This is a genomic window from Methylorubrum sp. Q1, from assembly GCF_004683995.1.
In the GTDB taxonomy this organism is placed as follows: domain Bacteria; phylum Pseudomonadota; class Alphaproteobacteria; order Rhizobiales; family Beijerinckiaceae; genus Methylobacterium.
Genome location: NZ_SRHQ01000005.1, coordinates 231681 through 245119 on the forward strand (window position 1 = coordinate 231681; position 13439 = coordinate 245119).

The window sequence follows — 13439 nt, forward strand, 5'->3', positions numbered from 1 at the left end:
GCGGTCATTGCATCCCGGGCGCCGGCAAGGAGGCAAGATCGAACTCCGCCGACGGGTCGTACGACACTTGGATGATGCCGAACGCCATGGCGGCGCAGCACATGCGGCAGGCGTCGTACCGGGTCTGGAACGCGGCTGCGGACCAAGCGTCGGCCGTGACGGGACCGTCGCCGGAGATCTCTGCGCGGAGGATGTCGAGCTCCCGCCGGATGTGTGTCGCGTTGAATTCGACATGCGGGACGCGGGCCGCAAAGCTTTCGAGCATTCCCGGGTCGACCGGGATCTCGTGCTCGTCAAACCGGAACCAGCGCAGCCCCGTCGCTGGGTTCGGCGGCGGGACGGTTTCGCGCTGCGCGCAGATCGACATCATCTCGACCACGCTCTCGATAGCCTCCGTCCGCGTTGCAACGGGCTCAGGGGTGCCAACGATGGTGGGTACGCCGGCCGGCAGGCCCTTAAACTCAAGGTCGGCATGCCAGCCTTCGCCGACCTTGTAGAGGTGGACGCCGGCCGCCTTTGAGAGATGCCAATAAGCCTCGGCGGCTGCGAAAACGTTGCTCCGGGCCTCGACCTGCACGCTGCTCACGTCTACGAGCTGGCCCTTCAACTGCCTGAGCAGGGATGCCGCCTTGGCCCGGTTCTGCGGATTGCTGTGCTTGTAACCCATGGCGATCCCTCGTCCCGCCGCTTGCGACAGCGCTGGTCGGTCGAGGAATCTTCGGTCTCCGGCTCGCAACCCACAAACCGCCGAGGGGCATCGCACGTGAGGTTGCGTGCCCGCTGAAAAATCGTGCGGATCTTTGGTGCTATAGGCAGGTAACTATGGTGCTCGGACCGCCGGCACTTCTAGGGGCTCAAAGCGGATCAATGGGTCGGCTATCAGAACCGAGACGCCTCCGCAAAGAAAGAGCCCGCCGCGGTCCCCCGCGGCGGGCTCTTTCATATTCTGGGATCGAGACCGAAAAACTTAGTCGCAGTTCTCCTTGGTGACCGTCTTGCGGTCGCCCATGTCGTTTTCTTTCGTCACCGTCTTGCTGGAGCAGCCGTCCGAATGCTCGCGCCGCTCGACGGTGGTCGAGGCGCTGCTGGGCGAGCGATCCACCACGACCCGATCCGGCGCGTCGCGCTCGATCACGGTGGTCTGGGCCATGGCGCCCGAGGCCCCGGCGAGCGTCAGGAAGGCGGCGGCGAGAAGGGATTTGCGCATGACAATCCTCCGATTGGGATAAATCTGCGCCTGTAACGGCGAGCGAACCTGAACCGTTCCAGCGAACATGAGGTCGGAATTCGCTTCGCCGCCCGGTTCATCAAAGATGCGCGATGAGAAGTTGCAGGCCGGGGTTCGGTCCGAATTTTCACGCGTTCCCCCGGTTCGCGCCCTCAGACTTTCTAAGACGCGAGGCTTTTCATGAAAGCCGCACCGATTCGCTACCACGACGGTATCGAGACGCTGAGCCCCGACGAGAACGCGATCACCGCGGCGCACCGGCCGCTGGGCTCGCTGATGCGGGCGCGGCCGAAGACCCATCAGGCGCGCTCTCGCTTATCGCCGCGAGCGCAACCACGTGCCGGAGGGAGAGCCTGCCTCGATCGACAATGTGCCGGCCTGATGAGTTCAACAGTTTCGTGAAGGACCCCGGCCGCCTGCGCCGGGGTTGCGCTGGCAATCCCGCCCGATCGTCGGCCCAAGGTTGTTCGACCATGACCAGATCCCTGACCGCCCTTGCCGTGGCACTCCTCACGGGCACGATGGCGAGCCCGCTCCCGGCAGCAAGACAGTCGCTTACTCGGCTCGGTCCAAAATACCGGTCAGGTCACACTTCCTGGCTGATCCTCTCAATCCGCCCGGTCCAAAGCTAGCCGGTAAGGTTAACAGACCAAATTATAAACTAATACGACATGTCTTTAGGTTGCAATTTCGATTGTATTTTGTAAAATTCAAGTTAAAATTCTATGGTCTTCCGCGTCTCGCATTCTAATGAAAACCATCTGAAAAAATATTTGTATCAAACGAGGAATTTTTTTCAACTTACCCCAAAAGCCGGCTCCTTCGCTGCGCCACAACAGCACCTCAGACGGTAGGTGACCGCATCGTGCAGCCAACCTGTAGAATTTTACCGCTGCGTCCTTTCTATTGGTTGCTATGAAGCTGCTTGCAATAATGTAGTAAGCTGGGCTATACCCAGCGTTTCCATCTCCGATTTGCATGTCATGTATGTCATCGGGCGAATCGCCCCACAGTATTTTTGCTTTACCATGATGAAAGCGGGCTAATAGCGGAGAGGTTTTCTCTGCAGACTGGAAATAATGCTCTGCCTTCAGTCTATCATAAGGCAAATATCCACCCTTGACATACTCCCACGCCACAGAAATTTGGGCATGAAAGTCTCCTTGCTCGGCCAGAGTGACGTAATGCCGGATCCATTTATCTTGTTCCGTCATATCTAACCTACCATTTGAGAAGTCTACGGCTTTGGCGGTGGCGGTCCATTTGGCGGATCAGGCGGTCCTAGAGGCTTTGGCTTAGTCGGTACTGGTCGAGTTATTGGAGGGATGGTCGGGCGCCTTGGTGGTTTTATGTTCGGATCACCCGTGTATATTCTCCAAATTGCCACGCATGCCTCAAGGAACTTGGCAGCATTATTCCAACTAAAACTCAATCCTTCATAATCGGTGTACATCAAGGGAGACTGCCCAGTATAGCTGTAGTACCCTCCGACGTCTTTGTCTACTTCTGCATAATTTTTATAAGGGACGTAATTGTATCTTCTGCCGGCACTCTGCAACGAATCTTCTGTATATCCGCTCGTCTCGACCGGTGTGATTTGTAGTCTCGGTCCTTGGTTGAGTCCCAATGCCGAGCGCAGGAGGGCAAAGCCGCGCTCACCAAGGTCGCCAGCTTCGAGCATCAGGTCACCGGCATCACGGTGGCCCGCGACGGGCGCATCTTCGTCAACTTCCCGCGCTGGAGCGAGGATGCGCCGGTCTCGGTGGCCGAGTTGAAGGACGGCAAGCCCGTCCCCTTCCCCGACGACCGGTGGAACGCGTGGCGCAACGCGCGGGCCGACGAATTCTCGCCGAAGGACCATTTCGTCTGCGTGCAGAGCGTCGTCGCCGACGGGCAGGATCGGCTCTGGGTGGTGGACGCCGCCGCCCCCGCCATGGCCCACGTGATCAAGGACGGCCCGAAGCTCGTCGGGATCGATCTGAAGACCAACAAGGTCATCAAGACCATCCCCTTCGACACCAGTACGGTGCTCCAAGCCTCCTACCTCAACGATGTGCGGATCTCGCCGGACGGTAAGACCGCCTATCTCACCGATTCCGGGGCCGAGGGCGCGCTGATCGTCGTCGATCTCGACAGCGGATCGGCCAAGCGCATTCTGTCGGGCGATCCCGCGACCATGCCCGACAAGTCGGTGACCGTGAGCTACGACGGCAAGCCGCTGCGCCGGCCCGACGGGCGCGGCGTGGAATTCGCCGCCGACGGCATCGCGCTCTCGAACGACGGCAAGACGCTCTACTGGCAGGCGATCAAGGGCAAGACGCTCTACAGCCTGCCGACCGACGCACTCACCGGCTGGGCCGCCGCCTCGGTCGTGCCCGACACGCTCACCGACAAGAGCCTTTCCGGCAAGATCGCGAAGGTCGGCGAGAACGGCGTCGCCGACGGTCTGCTGATCGCCCGCCGCGAAGGGCGGATGTACGTGACCTCACCCCAGGACAACGCGGTGAAGGTGCGCGACCTTGCCGACGGCAAGGACGGCTTGACGACGTTGGTGCAGGATCCAAGCCTGCGCTGGCCGGACACCTTGGGCGAGGGGCCGGACGGGACGATCTACGTCACCACCTCGCACATCCAGGATTCGGCCGATTACAAGCCCGGCGCGCCGCTCAGCCTGCCGACGGAGCTGTGGGCGATCAAGCCGACCGCCTCCGACGCCACCGGCTCGACCACGACCGCTCCGGCCCGCTGAGCCGGCCCGCTGCGACCCGACGGACCCATGGGGCGCGCATCGGCGCGCTCCGCTCAAGGAGCCCGGCATGCCCTTCATCGAGACCAGGGACGCGACGCGCCTCTTCTACAAGGATTGGGGCAGCGGCCCTCCGGTCGTGCTGATTCACGGTTGGCCGCTCGATGCCGACATGTGGGAGTATCAGCAGCCGGCCCTGACAGGCGCGGGCTTTCGCACCATCGCCTACGACCGGCGCGGGTTCGGTCGCTCGGACCAGCCCTGGAGCGGCTACGACTACGATACCTTCGCCGACGACCTGAAGGCCGTGCTCGACAGTCTCGACCTTCAGGACGTGACCCTCGTCGGCTTCTCCATGGGCGGCGGCGAGATCGCCCGCTACCTCTCGCGCCATGGCGGCGCAAGGGTGGCGCGCGCGGTGCTCGTCTCCGCGGTGACGCCAATGCTCGCCAGGACGCCCGATCATCCCGAGGGCGTCGATGCCAGCGTGTTCGAGGGGATGATCGAGGGGATCGAGCGGGACCGGCCGCATTTCTGGTCGAACTTCGTCAAGAGCTTCTTCGGCGCCGGCCTGCTTTCCTCTCCGGCTTCATCGGAGCTGATGGCCTGGACCGGGATGCTGGCGATGCGGGCCTCGCCCAAGGCGACGGTCGATTGCGTGCGTGCCTTCGGCGGGACGGATTTCCGGGCCGACATGGCGGCGTTCCGGGTGCCGACCTTGGTGATCCACGGCGACGCCGACCAGACCGTGCCCTTCGACATCAGCGGCAAGGCCGCGGCGCAGGCCATTCCCAGCGCCCGTCTCGAAGTCTACGCGGGCGCGCCGCACGCCATTCCGTTCACCCACAAGGACCGGCTGACCGAGGACCTCTTGGCTTTCCTGCGCGCGTAGAAGGCCGATCAGCCGTCCTGAAGCGCGGCCGACGCGTCGGTAACGATCAGGCGCGCCCGGAGCGGCTGGGCGCGCCCCGTCAGCGTCAGCTCCTGAAGCGCGCCGGGGGTGAGTCCGGCAGCCTCGTAGACGGCCTCCGAGACGATCGCGACCTGCCGCATCGGCCCGGTCAGCCCTTCGAGCCGGGCGGCGACGTTGACCGTGTCGCCGAGCACCGTGAAGCGGGATTCGGTCTCGTCCCCGAACTCGCCGACGATGGCCATGCCCGCATGCAGGCCGACGCCGTAGCGCAGGCGCTCGCCGAGATCGGCGGCGAGCATGCGGTTGAGCTGCTCCACATGGCGCGCGATGCCATCGACCGCCTTCAGGGCGTCGCGGGCCGCGTGCTTGGGATCGCGATCGAGGCCGAAGATCGCCATCAGCCCGTCGCCGAGATGCTGGTTCACGCTTCCGCCGGCCTCGCGCACCGCACGGCCGATCGCTCCGAGGAATCGGCCGATGACGAAGACGGTGTCGTAGGGCAGGTGTTCCTCCGCGAACCGGGTCGAGCCGCGCAGGTCGGCGAACAGCACGACGACGAACCGCTCCTCGCCGGTCGCGGCCCGCTCCGGATCGCGCACGGAGGCGGCGCGGGCCTGCGGCGTGAACAGCGGCGCGACGGTGAGGTCGCCATCGGGCCGGAGCTGGCAGGCGAGCCGGATGCCGGGGCTCGCGCCGATGCGGTCGAGGACGAGACGCTCGGCCCGTTCCGGCTCCGGCAGGGAGCGGCTGCGCTCCGTATCGACGACCCGGATGCGGCAGGTCGAGCAGCGCCCGCGCCCGCCGCACACGCTCGCATGCGGGATGCGGCCGCGCCGGCTCGCTTCCAGCACGCTGCTGCCCCGCGGTATGCGGACGGTGCGTCCGTCGGGATAGCCGATGCGCACGAAGCCGCCCCGCGTCTCGGCGAGGGTGCGGGCGCCGCGCGCGAGCAGGACGAGGGCGAGCAACGCCAGATAGGCCAGGAACAACCCGCGCCGGATCGCGCCCAGCCGTTCGGTCTGCTCGGCCAGCCCGAGATGGTTCGGCCCGAGTTCCTGCGCCCGCCACGCCGGATCGGCGGCGAGCGCCGCAACGCTGCGCCCGCCCTGCACGACACCGAGGAGGGCCAGCACCGGCACCAGCACCGCGCCCGCGAGCAGCCAGGGCGCGGCGCGGGGAAAGCCGCGCTTGAGCCGGAGCCAGAAATAGAGGCCGAAGCAGCCGTGCAGCCACGCCACGACGAGGCCCACCGCCTGCATCAGGCCCTGGCCCGGCGCGGCGACCCAGGTCGCATAGAGAACCTGGGCATAGCCCCGATCGAGCTCTTCCACGCTCCAGGCCAGACGCGTGCCGACGACGTGACTGAGGAGGAGCAGGGGGACGGAAAGGCCGAGCAGGAGCTGCGCGGTCTCGGCCGGCCGCACCCGGTAGAAGCGCCGCTCGTAGAAGGCCTGGAGCCCGAGGACGAGGTGGACGAGCAACGCGCCGTAGAGGACCAGGAGCGCGGGCGGCGTGCGCCAGAGCGCGACCTTCACCGTGAGCCCGGTCTCCAGCGCATCGAGCGAGATGTTGCCCAGCGCGTGGCAGAGCAGGTGCGTGAGCACGTAGGCAAACAGCACGAGGCCGCTGCCGAGGCGAAGCTGACGTAAGGTCGGCCGGGCGGGCCAGCGCCAGTCAAGGGTGCGGCCGAAGCCCGGACGCGCCGCCTGCCCCACCGCCCCCGCTCCTTCTTCGAGAAACCCTTCACCCACTCATAGCGCGCGGCGGCGCTCCGACGAAACCGCCCGCCGCGCCGGAAAAATTCGTGCGTCCCATGTCACGGCGCCGCGTTCCGCCTCGTCATGGGGGCAGGACGATGGAACGGGCCGGCTCGCCGCCCTCCGCGTCGCCGCTTCGATGGAGAGGGACGATGATCCGATCGTGTCTGCGTGCCGCCGCGTTCGCGGCACTGCTGACGGGCGCTGCCGCCCACGAGATGAAGGGGGGAGCGGTCGCCGGGACAGGCGGGGACGCCACGGCCGCCCTCGTCTTCGACCATGCCCTGCCCAACGTGCCGGGCAAGAGCCTGCGCGCCGTGCTCGTCACCTACGGGCCGGGCGGTGCCTCGCCCGCGCACAGGCATGCCAGGAGCGCCTTCATGACCGCGACGGTGCTGGAAGGGGCGATCCGAAGCCGGGTGAACGACGGGCCCGAGCGGGTCTACCGGGCCGGTGAGAGCTTCACGGAGATGCCCGGCGACCGTCACCCTGTCAGCGCCAACGCGAGCGCCACCGAGCCGGCACGCCTGCTCGCCGTCTTCGTCCTCGACAGCGACGAGACAGTCCTGACCACGCCGATCCGCTGAACGCCAACCGCCCTCACGAGAAGGAAGAAGCCTATGACGCCGCGCGTCGAAAACCCCTACGATCACGCACCCGCCGCCATCAAGGCGATGCTGGCGGTGGAGACGAGCCTGCGGACCGGCGGCCTAGAGCGGCGTCTGATCGATCTCGTGAAGCTGCGCGCCTCGCAGATCAACGGCTGCGCCTACTGCATCGGCCTGCACACCACCGAGGCCCGCCGGCATGGCGAGAGCGAGATGCGGATCGTTCTGCTCAACGCATGGCGAGAGGCGGCCCTCTACAGCCCGCGCGAGCGCGCCGCTTTGGCCTGGGCCGAGGCGCTGACCCGCCTGTCCGAGGTGGGTGCGCCCGACGCGCTCTATGCCGACCTGCGGGCGTCCTTCACGGAGGCCGAACAGGTGCAGCTCACGCTCCAGATCGGCGCGATCAACCTGTGGAACCGGTTGCAGGTCGGCCTGCGCGGCGTCCACCATCCCGACCCGTCCCGTGATGCGGCCTGAGGCGTCCGATCCGTTCGAGGCGGAGCGGGCGCGACTGATGCGCCTTGCCTACCGGATGCTCGGCTCCTTCGCCGAGGCGGAGGATGTGGTTCAGAGCGCGTGGCTGCGCTGGCAGGCGGCGGACCGCGCCGCCGTCACTGTGCCGGGGGCCTTCCTGTCGCGCATCGTCACGCGGCTCTGCCTCGACACGATGAAATCGGCCCGCACCCGCCGGGAGGTCTATGTCGGGCCGTGGCTGCCGGAACCCTCTCTCGACACGCAGGAGACGATAGACGGAGACGGCCTCACCCTCACGCTGATGATGGCGCTGGAGCGTCTCTCACCCCTGGAGCGGGCGGCCTTCCTCCTGCACGACGTGTTCGGCGTGCCCCTCGACGAAGTGGCGGCGACGCTGGGGCGGACGGCTCCGGCGGTGCGTCAGCTCGCCGTGCGGGCGCGTCGGCATGTCCGCGCCGAGGGCCCGCGCTACCCTCTTCCGCCCGAGGAGGGCGAGCGGATCGCGCGCGCCTTCTTCGACGCCTCGCGCAGCGGCGACGTCGCCGCCCTGCGCGGCCTGCTCTCCGAGACCGTGACGATGCGAGCGGACGGTGGCGGCAAAGTCATCGCCGTCCTCAACCCGATCCTCGGAATCGATCGCGTCCTGCGGCTGTTCTCGGGGCTTGCCCGGAAATATGCCGGATCGCCCGCCACCCTCCTCCGCGCCGTGCGGGTGGACGGCCTGCCGGGCTTCGTCAGCCTGGAACGCGGCGGCGTCTTCCAAGTGACGGCATTGGAGATCCGCGACGGGCGGATCGCGGGCATCTACATCACCCGCAACCCGGACAAGCTGCGCCGCGTGGCCGCGGCTGTGGCGATGCCGACCACGCGCTGAGCTCGGCCCTCACAGCGGGGCGGCCAGCACCTCGTCCAGGGTAACGACGCGCCCGGCCTCCTCGAAGCGGCGCAGCAGCGCCGATTGGCGGAAGCGCGGGTCTCCGGTCACCTCGCGGCCGAGCCAGGCCGGACGCTCGAAAGCCTGGGCCTCGTCCTCCAGCTCCACCTCGGCCAGGATCATCCCGGCCAGCGTCCCACCATAGACATCGACCTCCCAGACGAGCCCGGCATGCGGCACGCAGTGGCGCGTCTTCTCGATGAAACAGGTGTCGCAGACGAGGCGCATCATCGCTTCCGCGTCCGCCCGCGGAATCTCGTACTCGAATTCCGGCCGGCCGAGGCCGACCCGCGCGCCCTTGATGGTGAGCCAGGCCCGGTCCTCGTCGAGCCGAACCCGCACCTTGCCGGTGTCGAACTGCCCGATCAGCCCGTCGGTGAGCCGGTGCCGGCGGACGACGCCCGCCTTCCAGCCGTCATCGGCCACGAGGAATTTCCGCTCGACCTCGAAACGCATCGGGACAAAAGGACCCTGGCGGCGGGATTGTTTCCCGCCCCCTTCAACCGTTCCGCCTTACGGTACTCACAGGTTGCGCGCCATCGTCTCCCGCGCAACGCCCTCTCGCGGCTCGGGGCAACCTCAACGCCAGAACGGCTTGGTGTCGACGAGATCCTCGTGCGCCTCGGCCGCCGCTTCCAGGAGCTTGCGGCTGTGCGCCTCGATGTCGGCCGCCGTCATCCCGGCGGCGAACAGGGTCGTGGCGCCGGCCGGCTCGACCGTCAGGTCCCGCATCAAGTCGTGGCCGGTGGCGATGTCGTTGAGCGCGCCGAGATGGTCCTGCAGGTCAGAAAGCGCCTTGCCGAAGGCACCGTGGCGCTTGCCCGCCTTCTTGCCGGGGAACAGGGGCGCGAAGAATTCCGCACCGTAGCGCAGCTTCTTGGCGGCGATGCGCACCCGGTGGCGCTCCTCGGGGTCGAGGTCGTCGAGATGGCGCCCGCGCCGCTTCACCTGCCGCCGCCGCCGGTCGAGTTCGCGGGCGGCGAAGACGCGGGCCGGCTCCTCGCGCAGGGAGACGCGGCCGGGGCTCTCGTCCCGCAGCCAGGGGCCGGCATTGATCCAGCCGATGAGGTCGAGCAGCAGCATCCGCCATGCATCGGAGCGCAGGAGCGTGGCGATGTCGCGATAGGCCTTCGCGCGCTCGTCTTCGAGCTGCCGCTCAAGGCCGAGCAGTCCGACCTCATCGGGATGCCGCTCGCGCTCGGCCGGCAGGATGGTGGCGAGGAAGACATCGAGGTTGCGTGCCCGGCCCAGCGGCTCGGTCGCCGCCTTCAGCTCCGCGCGGATGCGGACGCCGAGCGGGTCGTCCACGAGGTCGCCGAACAGCGAGAAGGCCGAGCGCAGGCGCCGGATCGCGACGCGCATCTGGTGCAGCGCATCGGCGTCGCGACCTTTGAGGAGGATGTCCTCGTTGATGCGCATATGGCGCAGGCAGGCATGCGCCACGGCGCGGAACGCCTCCGCTGCGCTCATATCGTCGCGCAGCGGCACGGGCTCCGACTTGCGCACCCGGTCGAGCTTGCCGGCGGCCAGCGCGTAGCCGCGCTCGGCCTTGCTGCGCACGCCGAGCCGTACGGGCACGAGGGCGGCGATGGCGTAGGCGAGCGCGAACACGTCGCTCGCGATCCCCTCCTTCAGTTCGAGTTCGATCTCGCAGATCGAAACGATCCGGTCGCCCGCGGTGGGCGCCTCGATCCGGCCGAGGTCGAGGGCGACCTCGATGCGGGAATCGCCCTGCTCGACGAGGTAGGTCCGCCGGGTGATGCGGGTGGTGAAGAGCGGTTCCAGCACGGCGTCGGCCGCGACGCGGCGCGCGAAGGGCGTGTCGGCGAGCGCCGCCCGGTCCGGCTCGGAGCGCTCGACCGGCTGCTCCCATTCCGGCCGGTCGAACAGGCCGTCGCCCTCGGCCTTGAGGGTCTGGACGAAGCGGCCCTTGCTCTCGCGCACCCGCAGGCCGAGGCCGGCCGCGTGCAACTGCCGGTCCGGCGTGTCGAAGTAGACGGAGGCGAGCTCCGCTTCCCCCTGCACCGACGCCTCACGCAGGAGCGGATGATCCTGCAGGACGGCGAGGTCGGAGGGCTCGCATTCCAGCTTCAGCTCGATCTCGCGCGGGTCGCTCATGCGGTTTCGTCCTGCTCCTCGTGAGGGTTGTGGCGGATGCGAGCCTACATCCTGCCGCATCGTACGGGACTGGCACAACGCGGCTGAACCCGTGATGGATCACGCATCCGCGTGACGATCCCGCGACAGAAGCGGGGATATGGTGCGCACAACCTCCGCCATCGACGGCAGCGCCCGCGCATCGGCCCCCCGGCAGGCCTGCGCCAGCGCGCGCCAATCCGCGATGCCGGCGGGTTCGGTCGCGCAATGGTCGAGCAACTCGCCGAGCAGGATACCCCAGGCGCGGGTCTCGATGCGCTGCCAGGAGGCGCCGGCCTCGCCGCGCGGCAGCACGGAGGCGGCCCCGAAATCGCTGAGCACCGCCTCGCCCGCGCCCCCGTCCCACAGGGTGTTGTGGCCGTAGAGGTCGCCGTGGAGCACGCCGCAGCCGTGAAGATGGGCCGCCGCCCGCGCCACGCCGGCCGCGATGCGCAGAGCCGTTTCCGGCGGCAGGGAGAGGTCCGGCGCGTAGACGTCGCGGCTGCAGCTTTCCAGGCTCGGCGATCCGGCCAGAACCCGCCAGCCCTCCGGGATCAGCGGCATCAAGAGCCCCTGCACCCCGTCCGGATGCCCCTCGATCCGCCCGAGCGCGCCGGTGAGGTGGGGATGCCGGCCGGCGGCGAGGCAGGCCGCCATCTCCTGCTCGGGCAGACCGTCGCTGGTCATGCGGCCCTTGAACAGCTTGACCGCGACCGCCGCCTCCCCGTCCGGCCGACGCCACAAAGCCCGGTGGATCCGCCCCGAGGCGCCCTCGCCGAGGCAGGGGCCGAGCGCGAGCGCCTCCCAAGATACATGCGGCACGCGGGCCGGCGCCGGCTCGCCGTCGAGGGGATTGCCGGCCCAGGCGATCCAGGCGAGCCGCGGCAAAGCCGTCAGCCAAGCGGGCAGCGCGTCGAAGCGGTTGGCGGAGAGGCGCAGCAATTCGAGGCTTGGTGCGCCTTCGAGCGAGGGTGGCAGCGCCGCCAGCCGGTTTCCCGCCAGCATCAGCTTCTGCAGGTGCGGGCGCAGGCCGAGGGCGTCGGGCAGGTGCGCGATCCGGTTGTCGGTCAGTGTGAGCCAGCGCAGGGCCGGCGGCAACGCCTCGCCCGGCACCTCCCGCAAGCCGGTGGCGCGAAACCCGACCTGGCTCAGCGCCGGGCAGTCCCCGAGGGCAGGTGGCAGCCGTTCGAACCGGTTGCCGGAGCAGAACAGGACGCGCAGCCGCTTGAGCCGGCCGATGTCATCCGGGAGTTCGGTGAGCCCGCAATCGCTGAGATCCAGCAGTTCCAGGGTGTCGGCGAGGCCGAAAATTTCGGGCGGGACTTCTTTTAGGGTTCCGCTCAGGCGCAGCACTTTGGCCCCGGCGAGGTCGCCGCGGCGGAGGGCGTGCAGCGTGGGGGGCGGTGGGGTGTTCATCGGAGTCTCGCGGGGGCGCTTCCGCGGGGATGACCGGGCGGCGGCAGGCTATCAAGCGATTTCTCGCGGAGTCGATGGTTGCCTCTGCTCAGCGGAGTTAGTTCATGTCGCAGATCCTTGTGTTTGCTCCGCGAAATGCGCCTTCACTGAATCTCGGGCTTTCCTGACATCGCTTCTGGGCGCCCAAAGATAGCGGCCAAATATATCTATAAAACCAACATCGATAATTTTCTTGTCGCGCAAAGCTTCGTGCAATGGCGTTAAATATACTTCTATCTTGTCGCCAACGGCAAGTTTTTTAGGCAGGCCCCCTGAGTATATCCCGGAACCTGTAGGTATTTCAGGGTTCTCAAATGAATTTAGGAAGCCGTATTGCCAATTTCGCCGAAAGTACGGAAACTTTCTCGATATTCTCTCGCGACAAATGACACCGGTTAGTTGGGTGTCTGTTGGTCCAAAATTCGTTGCAGCAAGACTAAGAATTTTCCTGTGATCGAAGGTACCTATTATAATCATCATATTGAAACGAACTTTTATCTGACTTTTTGGGTAAATATATTTTGACCAAATATTCCAGACAAACGATGATAGAGATACTATAAATGATAGAAGGCTGATTACAAAAGCCCAATCTGCAGTTGTCATTTCAAAATGCTCATAAGTCGAGTGAGGAAGGAGACAAAATGCGAAATAGCCTGCGATGGCTTCCGCAGTCGGGCTGGGGATAGCCGATGCTGGTGCCACCGTACGGGCGGCATGAAAGCAGTGTCACGAATTGCCAATGAACCATTGCCGCAATCCATGCTATGCTTTGTGAAACGGCCAGCTAAGATGGCGGTTCCGATTGAGATCCGCAGCCCACGTGATAAAATCTGAGTTTGGATATAAGCTTCCGCGCATCAATCCTATGAAAAATAACTACATCAGATAGCTCGATTTATTGATCATGCATGCCGCAGATCTGTATGGCGGAACGCGCTCAGATAATCGAGCCATCGCGACGAGCATAAATGACTAGCGCTGCGGGCTCCTGACGTGATCAATCCGCATTTCACTGATCAACCTACGTCCGGTGTGTTTAATTACAAAACCAAAGGACGTGTTGCTCCATATCGCAATCCCCTTTCGTCATATTCAAAGCATAGAAAAGCCCGCCAAGTCGTTGACCGGGCGGGCGAAATCGGTGGTGAGCGCGCTGGGACTCGAACCCAGGACCTACAGATTAAA

13 protein-coding genes are annotated in these 13439 nt (G+C 66.1%); 5 read left to right on the top strand and 8 right to left on the bottom strand.

The features are described 5' to 3' along the window. Nucleotides 1-4: 4 nt before the first annotated feature. From E4V01_RS07465 to E4V01_RS07475, 3 genes are all read right to left on the bottom strand, one after another. Nucleotides 5-667, bottom strand: coding sequence for a hypothetical protein (locus E4V01_RS07465; protein ID WP_135297902.1), 663 nt, complete (start codon nucleotides 665-667; stop codon nucleotides 5-7). 300 nt (nucleotides 668-967) lie between these two features. Beyond that, nucleotides 968-1207, bottom strand: a complete 240-nt coding sequence (locus E4V01_RS07470) for a hypothetical protein (RefSeq protein WP_060770473.1) — start codon at nucleotides 1205-1207, stop codon at nucleotides 968-970. Between the two features lie 731 nt (nucleotides 1208-1938). Continuing rightward, nucleotides 1939-2442, bottom strand: a complete 504-nt coding sequence (locus tag E4V01_RS07475) for a hypothetical protein (RefSeq protein ID WP_135297903.1) — start codon at nucleotides 2440-2442, stop codon at nucleotides 1939-1941. A gap of 398 nt (nucleotides 2443-2840) precedes the next feature. Here E4V01_RS07475 and E4V01_RS07480 point away from each other — a divergent pair, with 398 nt between their 5' ends. Together E4V01_RS07480 and E4V01_RS07485 are read left to right on the top strand one after the other, a co-directional pair. Next, the gene (locus E4V01_RS07480) at nucleotides 2841-3977 is read left to right on the top strand and encodes a major royal jelly family protein (protein ID WP_245517455.1); all 1137 of its coding nucleotides are present in this window, start codon (nucleotides 2841-2843) and stop codon (nucleotides 3975-3977) included. Between the two features lie 67 nt (nucleotides 3978-4044). Continuing rightward, complete coding sequence (locus E4V01_RS07485; RefSeq protein WP_135297904.1) at nucleotides 4045-4866, top strand: alpha/beta fold hydrolase; 822 nt, start codon at nucleotides 4045-4047, stop codon at nucleotides 4864-4866. An 8-nt stretch (nucleotides 4867-4874) separates the two neighbouring features. On the opposite strand, the gene E4V01_RS07490 is transcribed toward E4V01_RS07485, so the two are convergent. Then, entirely contained in the window at nucleotides 4875-6602 is a 1728-nt protein-coding gene (locus E4V01_RS07490) for an adenylate/guanylate cyclase domain-containing protein (RefSeq protein WP_135297905.1), read from the bottom strand. Between the two features lie 194 nt (nucleotides 6603-6796). Between E4V01_RS07490 and E4V01_RS07495 the strand changes: the two genes are divergently transcribed. The 3 genes from E4V01_RS07495 to E4V01_RS07505 are packed head-to-tail and all read left to right on the top strand — an operon-like array spanning nucleotide 6797 to nucleotide 8600. Further along, the gene (locus tag E4V01_RS07495) at nucleotides 6797-7231 is read left to right on the top strand and encodes a cupin domain-containing protein (RefSeq protein WP_135297906.1); all 435 of its coding nucleotides are present in this window, start codon (nucleotides 6797-6799) and stop codon (nucleotides 7229-7231) included. A 33-nt stretch (nucleotides 7232-7264) separates the two neighbouring features. Next, complete coding sequence (locus E4V01_RS07500) at nucleotides 7265-7729, top strand: carboxymuconolactone decarboxylase family protein (RefSeq protein WP_060770467.1); 465 nt, start codon at nucleotides 7265-7267, stop codon at nucleotides 7727-7729. Beyond that, nucleotides 7719-8600: a sigma-70 family RNA polymerase sigma factor gene (locus E4V01_RS07505; RefSeq protein ID WP_135297907.1), complete on the top strand. Its 882-nt coding sequence runs from the start codon at nucleotides 7719-7721 to the stop codon at nucleotides 8598-8600. Before E4V01_RS07500 ends, E4V01_RS07505 begins: the two co-directional genes overlap by 11 nt. Before the next feature lie 9 nt (nucleotides 8601-8609). Here E4V01_RS07505 and E4V01_RS07510 read toward each other — a convergent pair whose 3' ends face one another. From E4V01_RS07510 to E4V01_RS07525, 4 genes are all read right to left on the bottom strand, one after another. After that, nucleotides 8610-9116, bottom strand: a complete 507-nt coding sequence (locus E4V01_RS07510) for a CYTH domain-containing protein (protein WP_060770465.1) — start codon at nucleotides 9114-9116, stop codon at nucleotides 8610-8612. A gap of 123 nt (nucleotides 9117-9239) precedes the next feature. Beyond that, on the bottom strand, nucleotides 9240-10778 hold the full coding sequence (locus E4V01_RS07515) for a CYTH and CHAD domain-containing protein (RefSeq protein WP_135297908.1): 1539 nt from the start codon (nucleotides 10776-10778) through the stop codon (nucleotides 9240-9242). A gap of 99 nt (nucleotides 10779-10877) precedes the next feature. Then, nucleotides 10878-12212, bottom strand: a complete 1335-nt coding sequence (locus E4V01_RS07520; protein WP_135297909.1) for a leucine-rich repeat-containing protein kinase family protein — start codon at nucleotides 12210-12212, stop codon at nucleotides 10878-10880. Nucleotides 12213-12314: 102 nt separating this feature from the next. Next, a complete protein-coding gene (locus E4V01_RS07525) occupies nucleotides 12315-12956 on the bottom strand; it encodes a hypothetical protein (RefSeq protein WP_135297910.1) in 642 nt (213 codons plus the stop codon). Between the last annotated feature and the right edge of the window lie 483 nt (nucleotides 12957-13439).

Coding starts and splice junctions, on each gene's coding strand:
- E4V01_RS07495 (WP_135297906.1), top strand. CDS start 6,797: ATGATCCGATCGTGTCTGCGTGCCGCCGCGTTCGCGGCACTGCTGACG.
- E4V01_RS07485 (WP_135297904.1), top strand. CDS start 4,045: ATGCCCTTCATCGAGACCAGGGACGCGACGCGCCTCTTCTACAAGGAT.
- E4V01_RS07465 (WP_135297902.1), bottom strand. CDS start 667: ATGGGTTACAAGCACAGCAATCCGCAGAACCGGGCCAAGGCGGCATCC.
- E4V01_RS07500 (WP_060770467.1), top strand. CDS start 7,265: ATGACGCCGCGCGTCGAAAACCCCTACGATCACGCACCCGCCGCCATC.
- E4V01_RS07505 (WP_135297907.1), top strand. CDS start 7,719: ATGCGGCCTGAGGCGTCCGATCCGTTCGAGGCGGAGCGGGCGCGACTG.
- E4V01_RS07510 (WP_060770465.1), bottom strand. CDS start 9,116: ATGCGTTTCGAGGTCGAGCGGAAATTCCTCGTGGCCGATGACGGCTGG.
- E4V01_RS07475 (WP_135297903.1), bottom strand. CDS start 2,442: ATGACGGAACAAGATAAATGGATCCGGCATTACGTCACTCTGGCCGAG.
- E4V01_RS07520 (WP_135297909.1), bottom strand. CDS start 12,212: ATGAACACCCCACCGCCCCCCACGCTGCACGCCCTCCGCCGCGGCGAC.
- E4V01_RS07470 (WP_060770473.1), bottom strand. CDS start 1,207: ATGCGCAAATCCCTTCTCGCCGCCGCCTTCCTGACGCTCGCCGGGGCC.
- E4V01_RS07515 (WP_135297908.1), bottom strand. CDS start 10,778: ATGAGCGACCCGCGCGAGATCGAGCTGAAGCTGGAATGCGAGCCCTCC.